General features: G+C 40.0%; 20 protein-coding genes. 15 read left to right on the forward strand and 5 right to left on the reverse strand.

The window, feature by feature from the left end; all coding sequences use genetic code 11:
* Window positions 1-115 precede the first annotated feature (115 nt).
* The 6 genes from mtlD to GWK51_RS11290 all read left to right on the forward strand — a co-directional run bounded on the left by mtlD (window position 116) and on the right by GWK51_RS11290 (window position 5,940).
* Window positions 116-2,254 (forward strand): bifunctional mannitol-1-phosphate dehydrogenase/phosphatase, encoded by a 2,139-nt coding sequence (gene mtlD, locus GWK51_RS11265; RefSeq protein ID WP_161933770.1) that lies wholly within the window; start codon window positions 116-118, stop codon window positions 2,252-2,254.
* A 106-nt stretch (window positions 2,255-2,360) separates the two neighbouring features.
* Window positions 2,361-3,005 (forward strand): 2'-5' RNA ligase family protein, encoded by a 645-nt coding sequence (locus tag GWK51_RS11270; protein ID WP_161933771.1) that lies wholly within the window; start codon window positions 2,361-2,363, stop codon window positions 3,003-3,005.
* On the forward strand, window positions 2,987-3,508 hold the full coding sequence (cobU, locus tag GWK51_RS11275) for a bifunctional adenosylcobinamide kinase/adenosylcobinamide-phosphate guanylyltransferase (RefSeq protein ID WP_161933772.1): 522 nt from the start codon (window positions 2,987-2,989) through the stop codon (window positions 3,506-3,508). The genes GWK51_RS11270 and cobU overlap by 19 nt, the downstream gene beginning before the upstream one ends.
* Window positions 3,505-4,557, forward strand: coding sequence for a nicotinate-nucleotide--dimethylbenzimidazole phosphoribosyltransferase (cobT, locus tag GWK51_RS11280; RefSeq protein ID WP_161933773.1), 1,053 nt, complete (start codon window positions 3,505-3,507; stop codon window positions 4,555-4,557). The genes cobU and cobT overlap by 4 nt, the downstream gene beginning before the upstream one ends.
* A 10-nt stretch (window positions 4,558-4,567) precedes the next feature.
* A complete protein-coding gene (locus GWK51_RS11285; RefSeq protein ID WP_161933774.1) occupies window positions 4,568-5,185 on the forward strand; it encodes a histidine phosphatase family protein in 618 nt (205 codons plus the stop codon).
* Window positions 5,182-5,940 (forward strand): adenosylcobinamide-GDP ribazoletransferase, encoded by a 759-nt coding sequence (locus GWK51_RS11290; protein WP_161933775.1) that lies wholly within the window; start codon window positions 5,182-5,184, stop codon window positions 5,938-5,940. Before GWK51_RS11285 ends, GWK51_RS11290 begins: the two co-directional genes overlap by 4 nt.
* Before the next feature lie 18 nt (window positions 5,941-5,958).
* On the opposite strand, the gene GWK51_RS11295 is transcribed toward GWK51_RS11290, so the two are convergent.
* The gene (locus GWK51_RS11295; RefSeq protein WP_161933776.1) at window positions 5,959-6,654 is read right to left on the reverse strand and encodes an LrgB family protein; all 696 of its coding nucleotides are present in this window, start codon (window positions 6,652-6,654) and stop codon (window positions 5,959-5,961) included.
* The gene (locus GWK51_RS11300) at window positions 6,651-7,085 is read right to left on the reverse strand and encodes a CidA/LrgA family protein (RefSeq protein WP_161933777.1); all 435 of its coding nucleotides are present in this window, start codon (window positions 7,083-7,085) and stop codon (window positions 6,651-6,653) included. The genes GWK51_RS11295 and GWK51_RS11300 overlap by 4 nt, the downstream gene beginning before the upstream one ends.
* Before the next feature lie 101 nt (window positions 7,086-7,186).
* Between GWK51_RS11300 and GWK51_RS11305 the strand changes: the two genes are divergently transcribed.
* The 6 genes from GWK51_RS11305 to GWK51_RS16760 all read left to right on the forward strand — a co-directional run bounded on the left by GWK51_RS11305 (window position 7,187) and on the right by GWK51_RS16760 (window position 11,856).
* Window positions 7,187-8,086 carry a LysR family transcriptional regulator gene (locus tag GWK51_RS11305; RefSeq protein ID WP_161933778.1) on the forward strand — a complete coding sequence of 300 codons (900 nt, stop codon included), beginning with the start codon at window positions 7,187-7,189 and terminating at the stop codon, window positions 8,084-8,086.
* Between the two features lie 373 nt (window positions 8,087-8,459).
* The gene (locus tag GWK51_RS11310) at window positions 8,460-8,873 is read left to right on the forward strand and encodes a YeeE/YedE family protein (protein WP_142768812.1); all 414 of its coding nucleotides are present in this window, start codon (window positions 8,460-8,462) and stop codon (window positions 8,871-8,873) included.
* A gap of 2 nt (window positions 8,874-8,875) precedes the next feature.
* Window positions 8,876-9,298 (forward strand): YeeE/YedE family protein, encoded by a 423-nt coding sequence (locus GWK51_RS11315; RefSeq protein WP_161933779.1) that lies wholly within the window; start codon window positions 8,876-8,878, stop codon window positions 9,296-9,298.
* Window positions 9,298-10,176 (forward strand): MBL fold metallo-hydrolase, encoded by an 879-nt coding sequence (locus tag GWK51_RS11320; RefSeq protein WP_161933903.1) that lies wholly within the window; start codon window positions 9,298-9,300, stop codon window positions 10,174-10,176. Before GWK51_RS11315 ends, GWK51_RS11320 begins: the two co-directional genes overlap by 1 nt.
* A gap of 140 nt (window positions 10,177-10,316) precedes the next feature.
* Entirely contained in the window at window positions 10,317-11,081 is a 765-nt protein-coding gene (locus GWK51_RS11325) for an alpha/beta fold hydrolase (protein ID WP_161933780.1), read from the forward strand.
* Between the two features lie 535 nt (window positions 11,082-11,616).
* Window positions 11,617-11,856: a hypothetical protein gene (locus GWK51_RS16760; RefSeq protein WP_328703738.1), complete on the forward strand. Its 240-nt coding sequence runs from the start codon at window positions 11,617-11,619 to the stop codon at window positions 11,854-11,856.
* A 259-nt stretch (window positions 11,857-12,115) separates the two neighbouring features.
* Here GWK51_RS16760 and GWK51_RS11335 read toward each other — a convergent pair whose 3' ends face one another.
* Together GWK51_RS11335 and GWK51_RS11340 are read right to left on the reverse strand one after the other, a co-directional pair.
* Window positions 12,116-12,394, reverse strand: a complete 279-nt coding sequence (locus GWK51_RS11335; RefSeq protein ID WP_100240750.1) for a helix-turn-helix domain-containing protein — start codon at window positions 12,392-12,394, stop codon at window positions 12,116-12,118.
* Complete coding sequence (locus tag GWK51_RS11340; protein ID WP_161933781.1) at window positions 12,387-13,679, reverse strand: type II toxin-antitoxin system HipA family toxin; 1,293 nt, start codon at window positions 13,677-13,679, stop codon at window positions 12,387-12,389. The genes GWK51_RS11335 and GWK51_RS11340 overlap by 8 nt, the downstream gene beginning before the upstream one ends.
* A 305-nt stretch (window positions 13,680-13,984) precedes the next feature.
* On the opposite strand from GWK51_RS11340, the gene GWK51_RS11345 reads away from it, so the two are divergent.
* From GWK51_RS11345 to GWK51_RS11355, 3 genes are all read left to right on the forward strand, one after another.
* Window positions 13,985-15,127 carry a catalase family protein gene (locus GWK51_RS11345; protein ID WP_161933782.1) on the forward strand — a complete coding sequence of 381 codons (1,143 nt, stop codon included), beginning with the start codon at window positions 13,985-13,987 and terminating at the stop codon, window positions 15,125-15,127.
* Between the two features lie 534 nt (window positions 15,128-15,661).
* Window positions 15,662-15,922 carry a helix-turn-helix domain-containing protein gene (locus tag GWK51_RS11350; protein ID WP_161933783.1) on the forward strand — a complete coding sequence of 87 codons (261 nt, stop codon included), beginning with the start codon at window positions 15,662-15,664 and terminating at the stop codon, window positions 15,920-15,922.
* Window positions 15,919-17,151, forward strand: a complete 1,233-nt coding sequence (locus tag GWK51_RS11355; RefSeq protein WP_161933784.1) for a type II toxin-antitoxin system HipA family toxin — start codon at window positions 15,919-15,921, stop codon at window positions 17,149-17,151. The genes GWK51_RS11350 and GWK51_RS11355 overlap by 4 nt, the downstream gene beginning before the upstream one ends.
* Window positions 17,152-17,218: 67 nt before the next feature.
* Here GWK51_RS11355 and GWK51_RS11360 read toward each other — a convergent pair whose 3' ends face one another.
* Entirely contained in the window at window positions 17,219-18,157 is a 939-nt protein-coding gene (locus tag GWK51_RS11360) for a LysR family transcriptional regulator (RefSeq protein WP_100240753.1), read from the reverse strand.
* Window positions 18,158-18,234: the final 77 nt, after the last annotated feature.

An 18,234-nucleotide genomic window follows, 5' to 3' on the forward strand; every position in this document is an offset into this window, starting at 1 on the left:
CGATTTTTTTGAGTGAAATTTAATCAAAATTATTTCATATAGTGTCATTTTTACTCAGCTATTGTGTTTTTGATTAGGCTAAAAGCTGTACATAACAATAATTTGAGGAGCATAAATGCTGAAATTTCATGATGATGTGATTTTGGGTGCAATTTTTGATATGGATGGAACAATGTTTGATACTGAGCGACTTCGGTTTCAAACATTGAAACAGGCATCTCAAGAACTGATCGGACAATCTTTTTCCAATGATTATTTAATGGCATGTTTAGGATTAAGTGCTAAAACGGCACATGCCTTGGCGCAGGAAACCTATGGCGCAGATATTCCTTATGCTGAAATCCGCAAACGTGCTGATGAATTGGAGTTAGAGTCCGTCCGCAGCTATGGTGTGCCCATTAAAAAAGGCTTGGTTCAGGTTCTTGAGCGTTTAAGAAAGTCAGGTTTACGTATGGCGGTCGCTACGTCTAGTCGCCGTGCCATTGCAGAAGAATATCTGATTAATGCCAATGTATATAAGTTCTTTGATGTAGTGGTCTGTGGTGATGAAGTTGAAAAAGGCAAACCTCATCCAGAAATTTTTCTAAACGCTGCGGAAAAGCTTAATTTAAATCCAGAAACTTGTTTAATGTTTGAAGATTCTGAAAATGGTGTGACTTCCGCCTTTGAAGCGAAAGGTATAACGGTTTTATTCAAGGACATTAAACCTGCCAATGCCAACATGCGTGCCAAAGCCAATTACTACTATGAATGTATGTATGACTGTCTGGCAGATTTAGATGGTTTCACTGCAAAACAGGATTTGCCACAGTTGCAAGAGTCTTTTCCGCAAACTCTGAATCAACTGACCGTGGGGATTCATGGCTTTGGGGCAATAGGTGGTGGCTATTTGGCGCAAATTTTGTCGCACTGGGATGGCTACACGCGCCCTAAACGCATTGTGGCATCGACACGTAATGCTTTGTTTCGTGAAGCGGTCAATGCCTTTGGCGGTTATTGCATCCGTTATGGGCAAATCTCTTATGATGAATCCATCCAAAATATGACCGTGATTGATGCGGATGATGACGCACAAATGACGGACATGTATGTGGAATCCAGCCTTATCGCCGTGTGTTTACCTGAAAATGCTTTGGCGCATGAAGTGAAGATGATTGCCAAAGGTTTATATGAGCGTCATACACATCAAGCAGGGCAAGCAACAGAACCCCTGACTGTTTTGATTATTCTGAACAAGGTCAATGCCAAACAGCTCTTTCTAGATTATTTGCGACAAGCCTTAAATGAACTCACCAGCGTGGCGATTACTGAACACATTCTGCAACAGCATTATTTCTGCGATACCGTCGTCAACCGTATGGTGTCGAAGCTGAGTCAGAAAAATCTGTATCGTCAGCTTAAAATTAAATACAATATTTTTAAACAGTTCCAAGAAGAAGTTGAAACTGAAAATGCTGATCTAGATGAAAACATTCAGTTAGATTCAAACCAAGAACATCAGGCCTCTTTGTATATTGAAGATTTGCGCCGTAATTTCCAGCCAAGTCATATTTTACAGAGCATGGATTTAATTTTGTTCCATGCAGAATTAGACATGCCGATTTATGTGGAAAATCAAAGTCCGTTACTGAGTAAAATGCGACAAATGATTTTGGTGGATGATATTTCTGAAATTCAGCTGATCAAAAATCGCTTATGGAACGGTACACATGCCATGATGGCATGGTATGCCAGCCTGTTAGGACATGAAACGATTGGTATTGCCATGGGAGATATGCAACTACAACAGTTTAGTCAGCAACTCTTGGCACAAGTGAAGCAAGGTCTATTGCTGCAACTCCCACATCGGGAAGCAGACTTAAACCGTTTGGCTCAGAGTTTTATAGCATCCTGTAAATTTGCATTTAAAGACCCTTGTTCGCGTGTAGCACGTGATCCTTTACGTAAATTGGAATCTGGTGAGCGGGTTTTATCTTCCATTCAGCAGCAAATCTTGAGTGGACAAGCCTATGATCAATTGATTGCTGGTGCGGTATTAGGTTATGCCTATGCCATTTTGCATGATCAAATGGCTATAGATGAGGTAATGTTTGCGATGCAAAATGAGGTGGAGAATATGTTACTCAGCATTCCACAGCAACAAGCATTACTGATGCAATTAAAGAATGGCTTAGCTCATCTGCTTCAATATCCCGATCAGTTTGATCCTCAACAAGTTTCAACGGATTCAGCCACATCTGCTGTTTGTGCATAATTTGAGTAATTTTCAGTCCAAGCTGAATATTTCTAAACGTCATCATGCATGAGTCGGCTACATAACGTGTTTTAATATCACTTTGTAGTTTAAAGTGATATTAAACGTGTTTTTAAATCACATACGTCATGTTGTTCCAACGATTCGCCGTGATTATCCAGAATGGCATCATGGTCGGGAACAGTATGCGTTGTGGTATATCGAAATTCAAAATCCAGATTTGATTTCGTATCTTAATCAAGTCCAAACTTTTTTCTCCGAATATTTACTCCTTCCCAATACGCGTCAGTTTCATATCACCCTGTTTATTTGTGGTTTTTTAACTACAGAGCAGGCAAATTTTGATGATGATTTCACTCAAGCCCAATTTCAACAACAATATCAACGCTTAAAATCACATCAATCTCAAAAAATTAAACTTCAAATCGGCGGTCTGAATAGTTTCAGTAGTGCTTTATATCTTGAAGTCATTGATACAGACTCGGCTTTAGAACATATCAGAACGCAATGTGCTCAGTTTAGTGATGAAGTCGCGGCTTTAGGCTATTGTCCGCATATTACCGTGGGTTTATATAACGCTGCATTTCCTAGCCAATGCATTTTAGACAAAATGGCGGCATTTCCTGCGCGGCAGTTTGAAATTGACGTTAGTCAGATCAAGTTTGGTTATTATCAGGCACAAGAATTACAAGGTCCTTTACATGCTCTACATAGCATTTCATTAGGTGACGTATGTTGCAACTCATATTAGGGGGTGCCCGTTCAGGTAAAAGTCGTTTGGCTGAACAGACTGCACAAGATTCGGGACTTCAGGTTCACTACGTAGCAACGGCTCAGGCCTTAGATGCTGAAATGCAGCTGCGGATTCAACATCATCAAGCACAGCGACCTGCTCATTGGCAACTCAGCGAAGAGCCGCTGTATCTAGCCGATTGTTTGCAGCGGATTGATGCACCAGAACAGTTGATTCTGGTGGATTGTCTGACCTTATGGATGACCAATCTGTTACTGGCTGATGATCCAAACTTACTGTCCCAACAAATGCAGAAATTACTTGAAGTTTTACCGACTTTATCTTCCACCATTATTCTGGTGAGTAATGAAACAGGCTTAGGGGTTGTGCCTATGGGCGAGCTGAGTCGTAAATTTGTGGATGAATCAGGGCGACTGCATCAACAACTGGCACAACTTGCCGATAAGGTGGTGTTCTGTGTGGCGGGATTATCAATGCAATTAAAAGGAGACAAATCATGAGTTGGTGGTTAGAGGCGTGTCAACAGCCGAATGATGCAGCAAAACAACGTGCAGAAGCGCGCCAGTTACAACTTACTAAGCCCACTGGCTCTTTGTCTGAGTTAGAGAGTATCGCAGTTTTATTGGCTAGTTTACAAAATACCGATCAACCCGATATTCAAGCGCCGTGGATTAGCATTTTTGCTGGCGATCATGGGGTGATGGAAGAAAATATCTCGGCTTATCCTCAAGCGGTCACGCGTCAAATGTTGCTGAATTTTACCACGGGTGGTGCGTGTATTAGTGTGATTGCCAAAGAGTATGCCGCAACTTTACAAGTGATTGATTGCGGTACGGTGGGTGATGCTTATCAATATCCGAATGTAGAGACGCATTGTATTGCCCCAGGTACAGCCAATTTTGCTCAACAGCCTGCTATGACTGAAGCACAGTGTATTGCGGCCATGGAATTGGGCCAGCAAAGTGTAGAACGTGCCGTACAGGAACATGCTTCTATTTATGTGGCGGGTGAAATGGGCATTGGCAATACCTGTTCGGCTTCAGCTTTGGCATGTATGTTACTGAGTGAAGCAGCGGAACAACTGACAGGTGTAGGAACAGGCATTCGTGCAGAGCAGTTAGCACATAAAAAACAAGTAATTGATTGTGCCGTGGCATTACATCGTGAATATGTGCAGCAAGATGCCTTTAAAGCACTTTGTGCAGTCGGCGGTTTAGAAATTGCCGCAATGGTTGGCGCTTATATTCGCTGTGCGCAATTGGGTATGCCAATGGTGGTGGATGGCTTTATCAGTACGGCTGCTGCACTGGTTACAGTCAAACTCAATCCTGCGGTACGTGAATGGATGCTGTTTGGGCATCAATCTGCCGAATATGGACATCAACGTTTATTGCAAGAGTTAAATGCAGAACCGATTTTAAAACTGAATCTACGTTTGGGTGAAGCCAGCGGTGCAGGTGCAGCACTGGGGATCATCAAACTGGCATGCCACTTACATAATCAAATGGCGACATTTGCTGAAGCCGCCGTGATTGGTGAGAAAATCTAGGGGATTAGACATGCATTTGCAGATTGATCTATTACGACATGGGGAAAGTGAACTGAGTCATACCCTACGTGGTTCACTGGATGATGCTCTGACGACACAAGGTTGGCAACAGATGCTCAATAGTATAGATCAATCTCAAACTCAGTCTTTACCTTCGCCTCAGCACTGGGATGTGGTCTTTTCCTCGCCCTTACAGCGCTGTCGTATATTTGCGGAACACATCGTCAGGGAACGGGATATCCCACTCGTACTGGATCAAAGTCTGCAAGAAATGCATTTTGGCGATTGGGAAGGACAGTCGATCCAACAATTGTATGAACAATTTCCTGAAACTTTGGCAGACTTTTGGCAAAAACCTACGCAGATCATACTTCCCAATGCAGAAAGCATGCAGCAGTTCCATCTCAGAGTTAGTCAAGCAATGACGGAGATACAACAGCAGATGCAATGTAAGGGTTGGCAATCAGCATTGGTGGTCACGCATGGCGGGGTAATTAAACTGTTAAAGTGTATGGTGTTACAGCACCCCTTGGATGATGTGTTGAAAATGACGGCTGAATTGGGGCAGCTCAGCTCTTTCCACTGGGATACGCTTACACAGACCTTAGCTTTGCAGGAGTTAACATGACTCCATTTCTGATTGCTTTGCAGTTCTTGACTACGTTACGAGTTCAACTGAAAGAAATGCCGACGTCTCAGCAGAATGCAAATTCGATTTTATTCTATCCTGTGGTCGGTTTAATCATTGGGCTGATCTTATATATTGTGGCGCTATTGCTGTCTGGATTGCCTACAGTTTTGCTTTCCAGCCTGATTCTGGTGCTTTGGATCTGGCTCACAGGTGGATTGCATCTGGATGGCTTGGCGGATACCGCAGATGCATGGGTAGGAGGCTTTGGCGATAAAGAGCGTACCCTTAAGATTATGAAAGACCCGAGTTGTGGTCCAATTGGGGTGCTGAGTTTAATTATTGTCTGTGTCTTAAAATGGGCAGCGCTGTATGTATTGCTTGAAGAGAAAGCAGCACTCGCTTTATTGCTGTTTCCTGTGCTTGGGCGAACCATTGCTTTGGGACTCTTTGTGAGTACACCGTATGTGCGTTCCAATGGTTTAGGTTCGAGTATTGCTGCGCATTTACCTAAGCGCCGTGTCTATTGGGTTATTGGGTTGAGTCTAAGTCTTGTTATGTATTTCTTAGGCTTGGGTCTGCTTACTGGGCTGGCATGGGTTTTAGCATTCATCTACCTACGTACTAAGTTCCTGCAACGTCTAGGCGGCATTACAGGAGATACCATTGGCGCCAGTATCGAGCTGAGTGAAACAGTTTGTTTACTGGCATTTGTCATTGGTCTGAGTTATCTACCGATAGGCACACTGTTTTAAGGATTCTTGATCCAAAAATTAGCCTAAGCAGCGCATGACGATATGAATTAAGCTTGGTCCGAGGATCACCATAAACACACCTGCCAAAACCATGGTTAAGGAAGCAATCACACCTTCTTCATGATGCCGCATAAATGCCTTACTGGTGCCAAAGCCATGTGCGGCATTGCCTAGCGAAGCGCCTTGTGCAAAGGCAGAGTTCAGTTTTAACAGCAGTAAAACAGTATCTCCCAAAAGTACGCCTGCAATCCCTGTAATCATGGTAAATAAAATCACCAGTTCAACTGAGCCGCCAATATGCGAGGTCAGTTCCATGGCAAAGGGGGTAGAGATAGAGCGGGACATGAGGCTATAAGTGGTTTGGCTGTCAAAATGAAACAGTTTCGCCAAATAAAAGGCACTGATTACACCAGCACTCATTCCAATGACAATACCCTGACTGATTGAAAACAGATGAGCGCGAATTAACTGGCGGTATTCATAGATGGGAATTGCAAAGGCGATAGTTGCTGGTCCAAGCATCCAGACAATCCAGTGATTATCGGTCATATAGGTGTCATAGGAGATATGAAAGCCCAATAAGATCAAAATCAGGACAAATGGGACCAGCATTGCAGGGGAGAGCAACATATAGGGATAACGACGATAAAGCTTTTTCGCCAAGATGTACCCAATAATGGTGGCAATGAAACACAAGAGCGCCGTGATGTTCATGAGTGTGCTTCCACTTTAGACTGACGATGATTTTGCTTTTGCTGTAGTTTACGTTCGAGCTTAAAACCAAAGTGCACACTGTAGGCGGTCATTACCATAACGCAGAGAGTTCCCAACACAACTGCAAGAATGAGCTGCCAGCCTTGTGTGATAAAAAGCTGCTTATATTTGACCAAGCCCACCACACAGGGAATAAACATCAACACCAATTCGGCAAGAATGAAATCTGCGCCTGATTTAATCCACATCAATTTCATCATGCCAGACATCAGGGCAAATAGAAGCAGAATGAGTCCAATCACGCCCGCAGAAATGGGGAGATGGAAATATTGTTGGATCAAGGCACTGATCCACCACAGCCCAATTAGAAAGAGCAATTGAGCAGTGACTTTCAGAACATACTGTATTTTTGAAGCAGTGGGAGAGGACATGACATAAACAAGTCTAATCAACAGGTTTTTATTGTAGAATTGACCTGCTATTTTAATTATGAATAATAAAAAAATAATTATGCAAATATGGAATATTTAATGTGGATATCAAAAGCCTGCAGATTTTTGTCACGCTTGTAGAAACCCAGAGTTTCACTGTAGCTGCGGAACAGCTGAATTTAACCCAACCAACCATCAGCAAGGCGATGCGTGCTCTAGAAGAGCAATTAGGCGTTATGCTGTTGCATAAAGGCGAAGCTGGAAGGAAGCGCGGGGTCGCACTGACCTATGTGGGGCAGCAGGTGTATGAGCATGCTTTAATTATCTTGAATGAGCAGCAGCGTATTTTGGATACGGTGACGCAAGTAAGAGGTTTAAAGAAAGGCAAGTTGACTATTGGGTTACCGCCTTTGGCGGCCATGATGTTGAGTACCGTGATTGCCAAATTTCATAGTCAGTATCCGCATATCGAGCTGAATTTTCTGGAAGTTGGGGCTACGGGCATCGAAGAAGCAATACTCCGTAAAGAGGTGGATGCGGGTGTTGTGATGGGGGATTTAAAACCCTTACTCAGCGGTTTTGAAATTATTAACTCTCCAATTTGTCTATTGGCAAAGAAAAACTCGCATTGGCGTAAAAAAGTACAAATTAAACTGATTGAGCTCCAGGAAGAGTCCTTTCTGCTATATGCCAATACCTTTACCCTGAACAATGTGATTATACAGGCTGCGCAGTCGGTGGGTTTCGAGCCGAAAGTGGCATGTCGCAGTAGCCAATGGGACTTTATTGCCAAGTTGGTGGAATCTAACGTTGGAATTGCCTTACTGCCACAAGCCTATTGTGAGCGATTGAATAGTGAAGAGTTTCATATTGCCTTGCTTACAGAGCCGAATATCAATTGGAATTTAAAGATGGCTTGGAATAGTAGTGTCACAATGACACCCGCGACAAGAGCATGGCTGAATATCATTCAAGATAATCTTGAAAGTATTCATTTTTAGTATAATTCATGGATCGGTGATAGATAGACCGCCCAATGAAAGGTATTAAGATAAAGTCGCACCTGAACATAAGATTCATGAGCGTTATTATAGAAGTGTAGATTCGTTGATGCTGGTAGTTGATGCAACAGACCGTACGTATTTTTTAATCATTCCTTGAATGGAGGGAATACAGCATTTCTTGCCAAAATTGAGCAAGCTGAAACGCTAAAATTGAATCCTGTTTTGGAAGAATTGCCTAAATGGTTTGTAGATAGAGTCTTAATCGAATTCGAAAGGAGAGCTTGCGTAAAATTCATACAAAATTGCACTTGAATAATTTATAAATAAACATATTATAAAAACATATATTGTTTTAAATGGAACGCAGAAAATGCATGACTACCTAACCGCTTTTATCGGTGGAACACTGCTTGGTGTATCCGCCGTGGGTTATTTGTGGGTCAATGGTCGTATTGCAGGAATTAGCGGCCTGATTTCACAAGTACTTAGCCCGAAAACCTTATTCAGTACACCCGCAATTTGGTTCTTATTGGGACTCATTATCGTGCCATTTGCGTATGGGGCATTTATGCAACCGCAGATTCAGATTGAAAGTTCACCGTTCATTATGATTTTAGCGGGTTTGTTGGTTGGATTTGGCACGCGACTCGGTTCTGGATGTACCAGTGGTCACGGTATTTGCGGGATTAGCCGTTTATCGAAACGATCACTTATTGCAACAGCAACCTTTATGCTTGCTGGCGCCGTGACAGTGTTTGTAATGCGTCATATTTTGGGAGCATAAACATGAAAAATATATTTGCCTTTATTTTTGGTGGTTTATTTGCCACAGGTTTAATGTTCTCGGGTATGGCGAATCCACAAAAAGTACTGAATTTTCTTGATGTATTTGGAACTTGGGATGCAAGTTTGGCTTTTGTGATGATGGGTGCAATTGCGGTGGCATTCATACCATTTCAAGTATTATCAAAACAGCAAGCGCCTAAAACGGTATTTAATGAGCCGATTTTATTGCCTAAAAACACGCAACTTGACCCTAAGTTAATCACAGGTAGTGCGATTTTTGGTATTGGTTGGGGATTGGCAGGTATTTGCCCAGCTCCAAGTCTTACCTTGGTAGGTTTAGGTCATTATCAGGCGTTTTATTTCATTATTGCGATGGCGATCGGTGTTATTGTGTATAACAAAACATTGGGAGCAAAATTATGATAAATCAGCCCGTTGTAAAAGCTTTTTTTGAAAAGGAAACCAATACTTTTAGCTATGTGGTGAGTGATCCAGCTAGTCAGCAATGCGCAATTATAGATAGTGTACTGAATTATGACGCTGCATCTGCAACAACCAATACAACTTCGGCTGATGAAATTATTGCCTATATTCACCAAAATAGCCTAAGCGTAACATGGATCCTCGAAACGCACGTTCATGCAGATCACATGACCGCTTCTCAATACCTGAAACAGCAGGTGGGGGGAGTGGTCGCGATGAGTGAAAAAATAGCGATTGTGCAGGATACTTTTACAGCGATTTATCATATCGAGCCTAAACATTTTAATTCAACATGCTCATTTGATTATTTGTTTAAGGATGGCGAGCATTTCAAAATTGGCGAGTTACAGGCGTATAACATTCCAACACCTGGGCATACGCCAGCGTGTCTAAGCTATGTAATTGGTGATGCTGTATTTGTTGGTGACACGCTATTTATGCCTGATTATGGTACGGCACGCTGTGATTTTCCTAAAGGCAGCGCGGACATTCTGTATGATTCGGTACAAAAATTATATGCTTTAGATGATAAAACCCGAGTGTTCTTATGCCACGATTATTTGCCTGAAGGTCGCGATCATTTTGTTTATGAAACCACTATTGCGGAACAAAAACAGAATAATATTCATATTCATGCAGGTACTGAAAAAGCAGATTTTGTCCAAATGCGTAATCAACGCGATGCAACTTTGGCGATGCCCAAACTGATTTTACCTTCTATACAAATCAATATGTATGCTGGACACTTTCCAGAGCCAGAAATCAATGGGGTTCGTTACTTGAAAATTCCATTTAATTTTTTCAAAGCTAAAGCATAAATATTAAATAAACAAAAAAATCAGGATAATACACCGCTATTGCCCTGATTTTTTTGTGCTTATATAAATAGCCTAAGCGAATTTATTGATTATTTTATATTGAAAAGCCACTATATATAAAAATACCTGATAGAAGCACCATGATTCTTAATTATCAAATACAGCAAGCAGAGCAACCAAGCGATTTAGAACCGATTGTACTTATCCATGGCTTATTTGGCAGTTTAAGCAATCTGGGCATGTTGGCTCGGGCTTTTGATCAACGTACTGTAATACAGCTAGATGTGCGTAATCATGGCTTATCTGAGCACAGTGCACAGATGAACTATGATTTGATGGCACAAGATGTCTTAGACACCTTAGATGAACTGAATATCCAAAAATTTTCCCTTATTGGGCATTCCATGGGCGGAAAAATCAGCATGAAGGTGGCGGAGAAGGCTGAAAATCGTGTTGTGCGCCTGATTGTATTGGATATTACGCCTTCTGCTTATCAAGAAAATCATCATGAGCAAATTTTTAAAGCATTATTTGCTGTACAGGAAGCTGCACCACAATCTCGTTTGCAAGCGACTGAAATCATGAAGCAATTTGTGCGTGAGGATATGGTTATTCAGTTTTTATTGAAATCATTTACGCAAGGTAAATGGCGCTTTAATTTAAATGCGATTTTTGCACATTACTCAGAAATATTGTCGTGGAATGAAATAAGTCCATATACCAACCCAGTATTGTTCCTGCGCGGTGGTGTGTCTCCATATATACATAAGCCAGAGCATTTCGAGGCGATTCAGCAGCAATTCCCAAATGCGGAAGTTAAAGAAATTTTAAATGCTGGGCATTGGTTGCATGCTGAGAAAACAGATGAAGTGTTGCTTGAGATACAAAACTTTTTGAAAGCGTAAACGATGATGTACGGCGATCTTGTTTACGCAAGGTCGCGTATTTGAAGCTTATGTAGTTAGATTATGTTGATTTCGTATAATGTATATTATGTTAAATAACGTATCCAAGACTGTAGCCTACACAACACAGTTGTTGCTACAGCTCAGCATCATGAATCTGCAAAATTATATTCATGATGCTGAGTACGTGAATGAACATAATATTCGTTATGACGAAATCTCAAGCTATCTCATGCGCTGGATATAATGATCCAATTTGATAAACAATAATTTCAATTGATCTATTTCTTCGTGATTGTCTGAATCAAGCTCTCTGATCTGATCGAGATAGTTCTTCACCAGTGACTCGCGCATAAAAACATAATCTGATTTAAACAACACACCTTTTTTGCAGTCGTAAAAGCTGGTTTTGGAGATGTGTCGATTAACTTTTACCGGCATCTTATTTACGCCTATAAATGCTCAATTTTAGACTTAACAAACTTCGCCAGTTAAGACTAAAATTCGAGCTTAATATTTATTACAGGTACATACAATGGAACTGGTTATATTCTTAGTCCTAATAATTGGTCTTGCTACAGCGTTATATGCAATTATGAAAATTAAAAGACCGCAGAAAAAACTCTCTAACAGTAAATTGCCACTTAAAGAACTTGTTAAAAAAACCTTTCCAAAGTACAAGATTATTGAAAAACATCAGACAATCATGATTTGTGAGATCAATCACCGCAATGAACCAGATGAACTGGTATTTATACGCATCAAACCAAATTAAGCAAAAAACATAAGAAAATCAGGACGAATGCTGATCTGTGATTACCCTAGAACCCCTACAGCACAAGAAATGCTTTTTGATTTTCGAGGTCACTTATAAATTCTCATATTAACCCCTGTTCCCTAGCCTGCTGAAATTTTGCGTCCTTAGCCAGTATTCAGGTTGAATGAAGCGAATGAAATAAAACTTCTAACCATTTTAAAACTCCAATTGATCACTTGTGGAATCAGGTCTTACATAGTTAAAAATTTTATTTTTTTCATTTTTTTACAATCAATAGCTTTAACCCGAATGCATTGAGCAACTTATAGATGGTTTCTAATGTGGGATTTGCCTCTGGTTTCTCTAGATTTTGTAAGGTCTGCAATGAAATTTTTGTGATTTTTGCCATATCCGATAAGGTGAGATGCAATTCAGTTCGAATGAATTTGGCGACAACATTGATCGGCCAATCAGGATTTTGCTGAATCGTCTCTAAGACATATTGTCTTTTTTTGATTTGTTCTATTTGCGATAAAGGAGTGAAACGTTTATCCATGACCAATCTCCTTCAATTGATTGCAGATATTCTGAATACGATGTGCACTATTTTCTATAATCTCAGCATCAATCCCAATGGCCCGCATCTTATCTAACAAACCTTGATATAGCGGCAATTGTTCTGAAAATAATGCTTTGACTTGATCAATAGATAACGTTGTACATTCAGTAAGTTGATTGGCAATAGAAGCCCATTGATTATCATCTTTCTTCCATCGTGTACATCTTGCGATTCCGTCTGGATGTAACCACATCGGTGCAAAATCAAATAAAGGTGATAAACGTATTTCACCATTCGTTAATCGTTGAAATGCGGTATTTCGGGTATGGTTATCCTTATTACCCAATGCAATATTGGCTAAATCTCGTTTAATGTATTCAATAATCTCTTGCTCTGGATGGGTACAGTTCTGCATGATTACACTGCAGACTTCGTTATGGGTCATCGTCACGCCAAAGCCAACTTTTCCGCTAAATGCAGCAAGACTTTCTTGTGCGATTCGTTCAACACCTTGATCCGTCACTTGGCGGTCGAATCGTGGAATGAATAAGGTTCTACCATGTAACTCAAGCTCTTTAAAAACACGTAAACCTAGATATTCAGCCAATTGCATATACAAGGCTTCTTGATTCAAAATTTTATTCAGCCGCTCATCTGTACCTCGGCTAAATTTGATGAGCCAATGTTGTTTTGCTTCCATATCAGGTAGCGCATGATCTAAATAAAATAAACCATCCTTGCCTTGAGTCATTAAGAGTTTTGGCCATTCACCTTGAACACCAGAAGATCCTGAAATGAACAGCCCAAAAGAAGCCAAAGATTCTAGAAAATCATCACTACGTTCAATAATCTCCTGTAATGAAAACCCTTGAACCAATTGATCAGAATATTGCTGTAAAAGCCATTCATGAGCTTCTTTGATTCTTAAATTTCCAATTGGGTTACTCGCACCAATTCTCAGTAAGGACCAGTCAGCGGACTCTTCTTCATATTCTGGTCGTCCTAACCTTCTTAATAGCTCTTTTCGACCATAGCCTTGAGGTAAGAGATCAATCAAAAATGCAGGCCAAGTTGGTTCATTATTACTTTCGAGGTTAACTGGAAAATGATTTGAAACGGCATGACCATCACGTAAGCCCATATATTCAATAGCATGTTCCATTGAATAATACGTAGCACTACTCGCCTTCCAGCCTTTGGCTTCGTCACCAATCAATTCAATGGTTGCACAATCGATCCATTGATTTTTTAGGAATATTTGAATTGAACAAAACTTATTCATAAATATATTAAAATAGTAAAGTATGGCCAGTTAGAGCTATTATACAACTATTATAATAGTAAACTAGAGTTATTATTGTATGAAATGCTCTAGAGAGTTAGAGGTTGCGATTACTACCTAAAATACTGCAAAAAACTATCTGATCTAGCCTATTTCAATGGATTGGTACAAAGTGGAGTTTAGACTTCTGGGGAGCTTGTAAATCGTCAGATATTATAATAATTTGTATATTAAATAGTCTTAAGAAATCTCACCTCATCAGCGAATAAAACTAAATATGATACTAATGCTAGAGGCTAAATCTTATGCAATCAAAACGCTTGCGCTTGCCGTTCACTGTGTTAGCTGTAGCAATCATAATCAATGTTTGCACGGCGGGACACGCTGATACAAATACTACAATGCTCCCTCCTCCTCAAAAGATAATTTACCCGACCATTGATTCAAGTTTGAGTGAAAGTCTTTATCCAAACGAAGCTGCTACGGCTGAAAAAATTGCAGATGTGATTGAAAAATCCATCCGTGAAAAATATTCCGCAGGCACAGCCCTGCGTGATGCACATCCTAAAGCACATGGATGTGTACAAGCAGAATTTCAGGTACAGAAAAAACTTCCTAAAAATTTAGCTCAAGGAATTTTTATTCCAGGCAAGACCTATAAGGCATGGATCCGTTTCTCGAATGCATCTCCTGATGCCAGCCAAGCAGACATTAAAAAAGATGCGCGTGGGATGGCGATAAAAGTTTTAGGCATACCAGGAGAAAAACTTTTAGAAGATGAAAAAAATGCATCTACACAAGACTTCATCATGATTAATCATCCAGTCTTCTTTATTAATGACCCAGATCGTTATCTCGCATTAATGCAGGATGTAAACAGCAAGAATTATTTCAAAAAATTGCATATTCCTTTTGCACTGGGATTTAAAGGAACCTCGATTGCGGCCAAGCTTAAAACGAAAATTTCAAATCCGCTACAAACACGATATTGGTCAATGGTTCCTTATCAGTTGGGATTAGGTGCTGATCGTCAAGCAGTGAAATATTCTGTCCGAGCCTGCTCAGCAGACGTAGACCCTATGCCAGATCATCCAAGTCATGATTTTTTGCGTGAGGTACTTCGAAATAGTTTGCAAAAGAATGATGCCTGTATGGAATTTCTAGTACAAGCAAGAACCTCCAATACCATGTCTGTCGAAGACTCCATGACTGAGTGGAAGGAAAGTCAAGCTCCCTTTTATCAGGTGGCAACAATTCACATTCCTAAACAGGTTTTTGATACGCCAGATCAGAACAAGTTTTGTGAAAATCTTTCTTTTACACCATGGCATGCTTTACCTGAACATAAACCGCTCGGTGTAGTAAACCGATTGCGTAAAGTCATTTATGATCGGATCAGTCGAGTCAGACATGAGATGAATTTGACTAAAAGACAAGAACCTTTGTAGCCTATTTATTCTTTTGACTATATGAAATGGTTAAAAGTTTTTTGCTAAAGTCGTAAAAGCTTGTTTTGAAAAGATGGTGGCTAACTCGGGGTATCTAATGCAAGCTTAATCAAGTTTTTGTAAAAAAAATGAAAGTAAGCAACAAAAAAAGCCTAGAAAGCAAATCATCAATCCCAAAATCATATCCAAACATGTGAGCCACAAAGTGTTACAGACATCTTTCGTTCAGGCGGAGCACGCGACCATACAAATAAAGATGGATTTTATTGATTGCATTAAATAGTTTTAGATAAGGGCAGGAAATTTTTGGAAAGTACCTATTCCCCCCTTCGTTCTGTTATTAAGCTTTAGTACTTGTGGAAAATCTAGAATATTTGACTCAGTGAGATATAAAAATAGTATTTCACATTGAATTTACTTATGTTTTTTCAGGTGAACATTAGAATTCTCAATAAAATGTTAGCTATATGGATAACTTTTTATGTTTAATATAATATATTAGCTATATAGCTAATATATTATGGTCAAATTGCTATGGCGAGTAGAGTAGAAATTGGGAAAAAAATTCGTAAAGAACGAAGAGCCCTTGGCTATACACAGCAAAAACTATCCGAATTGATTCGAATCAATAAAACTACAATCTCTGAGATCGAAAATGGACGTTTTACGGGTTCTTTTGACATATTTGAACGTGTACTTGATGCGGTTGGTTTGCAGTTTGACGTATCTCCTAAGCAACACTCACTGCCTCATTGGGATGAGATTGAAAATATGTTTGCTGAGGATGACGAATGAAATATCAAACCAATCTTCCAGCCAAAATAACCAATATCACGGTGTGTGCCAATCAAGCTGAACTAGGTGTCTTAACCTATGGTTCAGTTCACCATTATCAACCCACACAAGAAACACAGCATGTATCACTTACCATGACTCGGAAAGGCATGGATGGTTATTCGTCAGGCTCACTCCACCCAATATTTGCGCAGAATCTTCCAGAAGGCTTTAATCGACGATTTATTGCTGAAAAGCTTGCCAGATACGCCAAAGTCAATGACATGTACTTATTGGCATTGCAAGGTGAACAAGGAATAGGAATGCTCTCTTATAAAAGTGAGCTAAATTTGCCCGAAGCTGAATCTTTGAGCTTAAGTGAAATTTTATTATACCGTAGCAATGAACCCCTTTTTCCACAACTATTAGAAAAATACTATCTCAGAAATTCATTGGCTGGGATGCAACCAAAAGTGAGCATTCCGAATGCGAATACTGTTCAAACAGATAGAACAGTTCAACAGAGGGATTTGATTGTAAAGTCCTTTGATTCTGAGTTTCCATTACTCACAGTCAATGAGTATGTTTGTATGCAGGCTGCACAGCATTGTGGACTTGAGCCACCCAAGACTTACTTATCTGAAAATTTAGAAACATATGTTGTAGAACGGTTTGATAAAACCAGTGATGGAAAAAAATTAGGCTACGAAGACTTTACGACACTTATGAAAAAGTCAAATGATCCAGATGCAAAATATACTGGTAGCTATGAAACACTGTTGAAAGCAACTTATCTATATACGGGTAGCGCAGCTGAAGTTGAAAAAATGTATAAATACATCGTATTCAACTGTCTAATCGGTAATGGCGACGCGCATCTTAAAAACTTTGCTTTGCAATATTCCTCAGATATGAAGAACATTTTTGTTTCACCACCTTTCGATATTACGCATACACTCATTTATAAATCAATTGATAATAAAATGGCACTCAAACTGGCTGGTAGTAAAGCATTTCCAGATCCTACACATCTCATCAAATTGGCTGAAAGTGACCAATTTAGAATCAGAAATCCCAAAGCAATCATAGAGTCCTTTAGCGAAAATATATTGGACTATCTTCAAACATCTAATGAAGTTCAATTATTCGATGGATTACGGACATCTATAGAACGTTCAATTTCAAATGTTATGGCGACAGGCCTTGGCACCCAAAATTATCGACATGATAAAAAGAAGAAATTTGAATAGTTAATTAAAATAGTATAAGTATTGATTAAACAACCATCCTAATGATGATCTTAATTGTCAATTAACATTATAAAAAATACTCAGTATCACTCTGAATTTTTGGAGAAATATGCTGTTCTACCCACGTTAACCATGCTCTTGTTTTCGCATCAATAAAATGACGGGATGGCAATAAGGTATAAACACCGATATCTGGTGATCTCCAGTCAGATAATAGACGGCGTAATCGTCCAGTACTTATAGCTTCAATTACAGTAAAGGTTGGCAGCAATGCAATGCCCATATCTTGCTGCACCATATCCAGTAAAAGCTCGGGTGAATCTGCAATCAGTGGTCCTGTAATATCAATTTGATAAGAACAACTTTTTTCACTCACCAGATGCCATTGCGGTGTAATTGATGGATTCACTAATCTTAAACATGCGTGCTTTTGTAGATCATCTAATGATTTTGGCTCACCATATTTTTCTAAATAAGCGGGTGATGCACAAAGTACTGAAAATATGGTTCCAATTTGACGGGCAACAAATCTTGAATCCGCCAACGATTCCGCAAGATACAGACTGACGTCAATGCCTTTGCCTAAAAGATCTGGAACATTCTGTGAAGTACGGTATTCAACTGTAAGCTCTGGATAGGTTTCACAGAATTCAGCCATCACTGGGGACACATAATGATGACCAAAACTCGCCATACTCAAAACACGTAGCCGTCCCTGCGGTTTGGTTGCCCTCCCCATAGCTTGAGTTTCGGCTTCATCGACCATCGCGAGCACTTGACGGCATTGCTCTGCATAAGTTGCACCAATATCGGTCAATGCGTGCTGTCTGGTCGTTCGTTGTAGTAATTTTGTTCCTAAACGCCCTTCTAACTCGCTAATCAGTCGAGAGACTTGCGCTGTTGTTAGTTCCATCTGCTCTGCAGCTGCCGTAAAGCTTCCACTATCAATGACTTTCAGGAAAGCATGCATTGCATGAAGTAATCCACCATCAAGATTTTTGCGCATAACGTAAATATCTTTTGCTTAATTACGCATTGTTGCACCAGTCTGGATCAATCACAATGACATTAATGTACATACAT

The sequence above is a fragment of the Acinetobacter kanungonis genome (assembly GCF_009939195.1).
GTDB classification, from domain to species: domain Bacteria; phylum Pseudomonadota; class Gammaproteobacteria; order Pseudomonadales; family Moraxellaceae; genus Acinetobacter; species Acinetobacter kanungonis.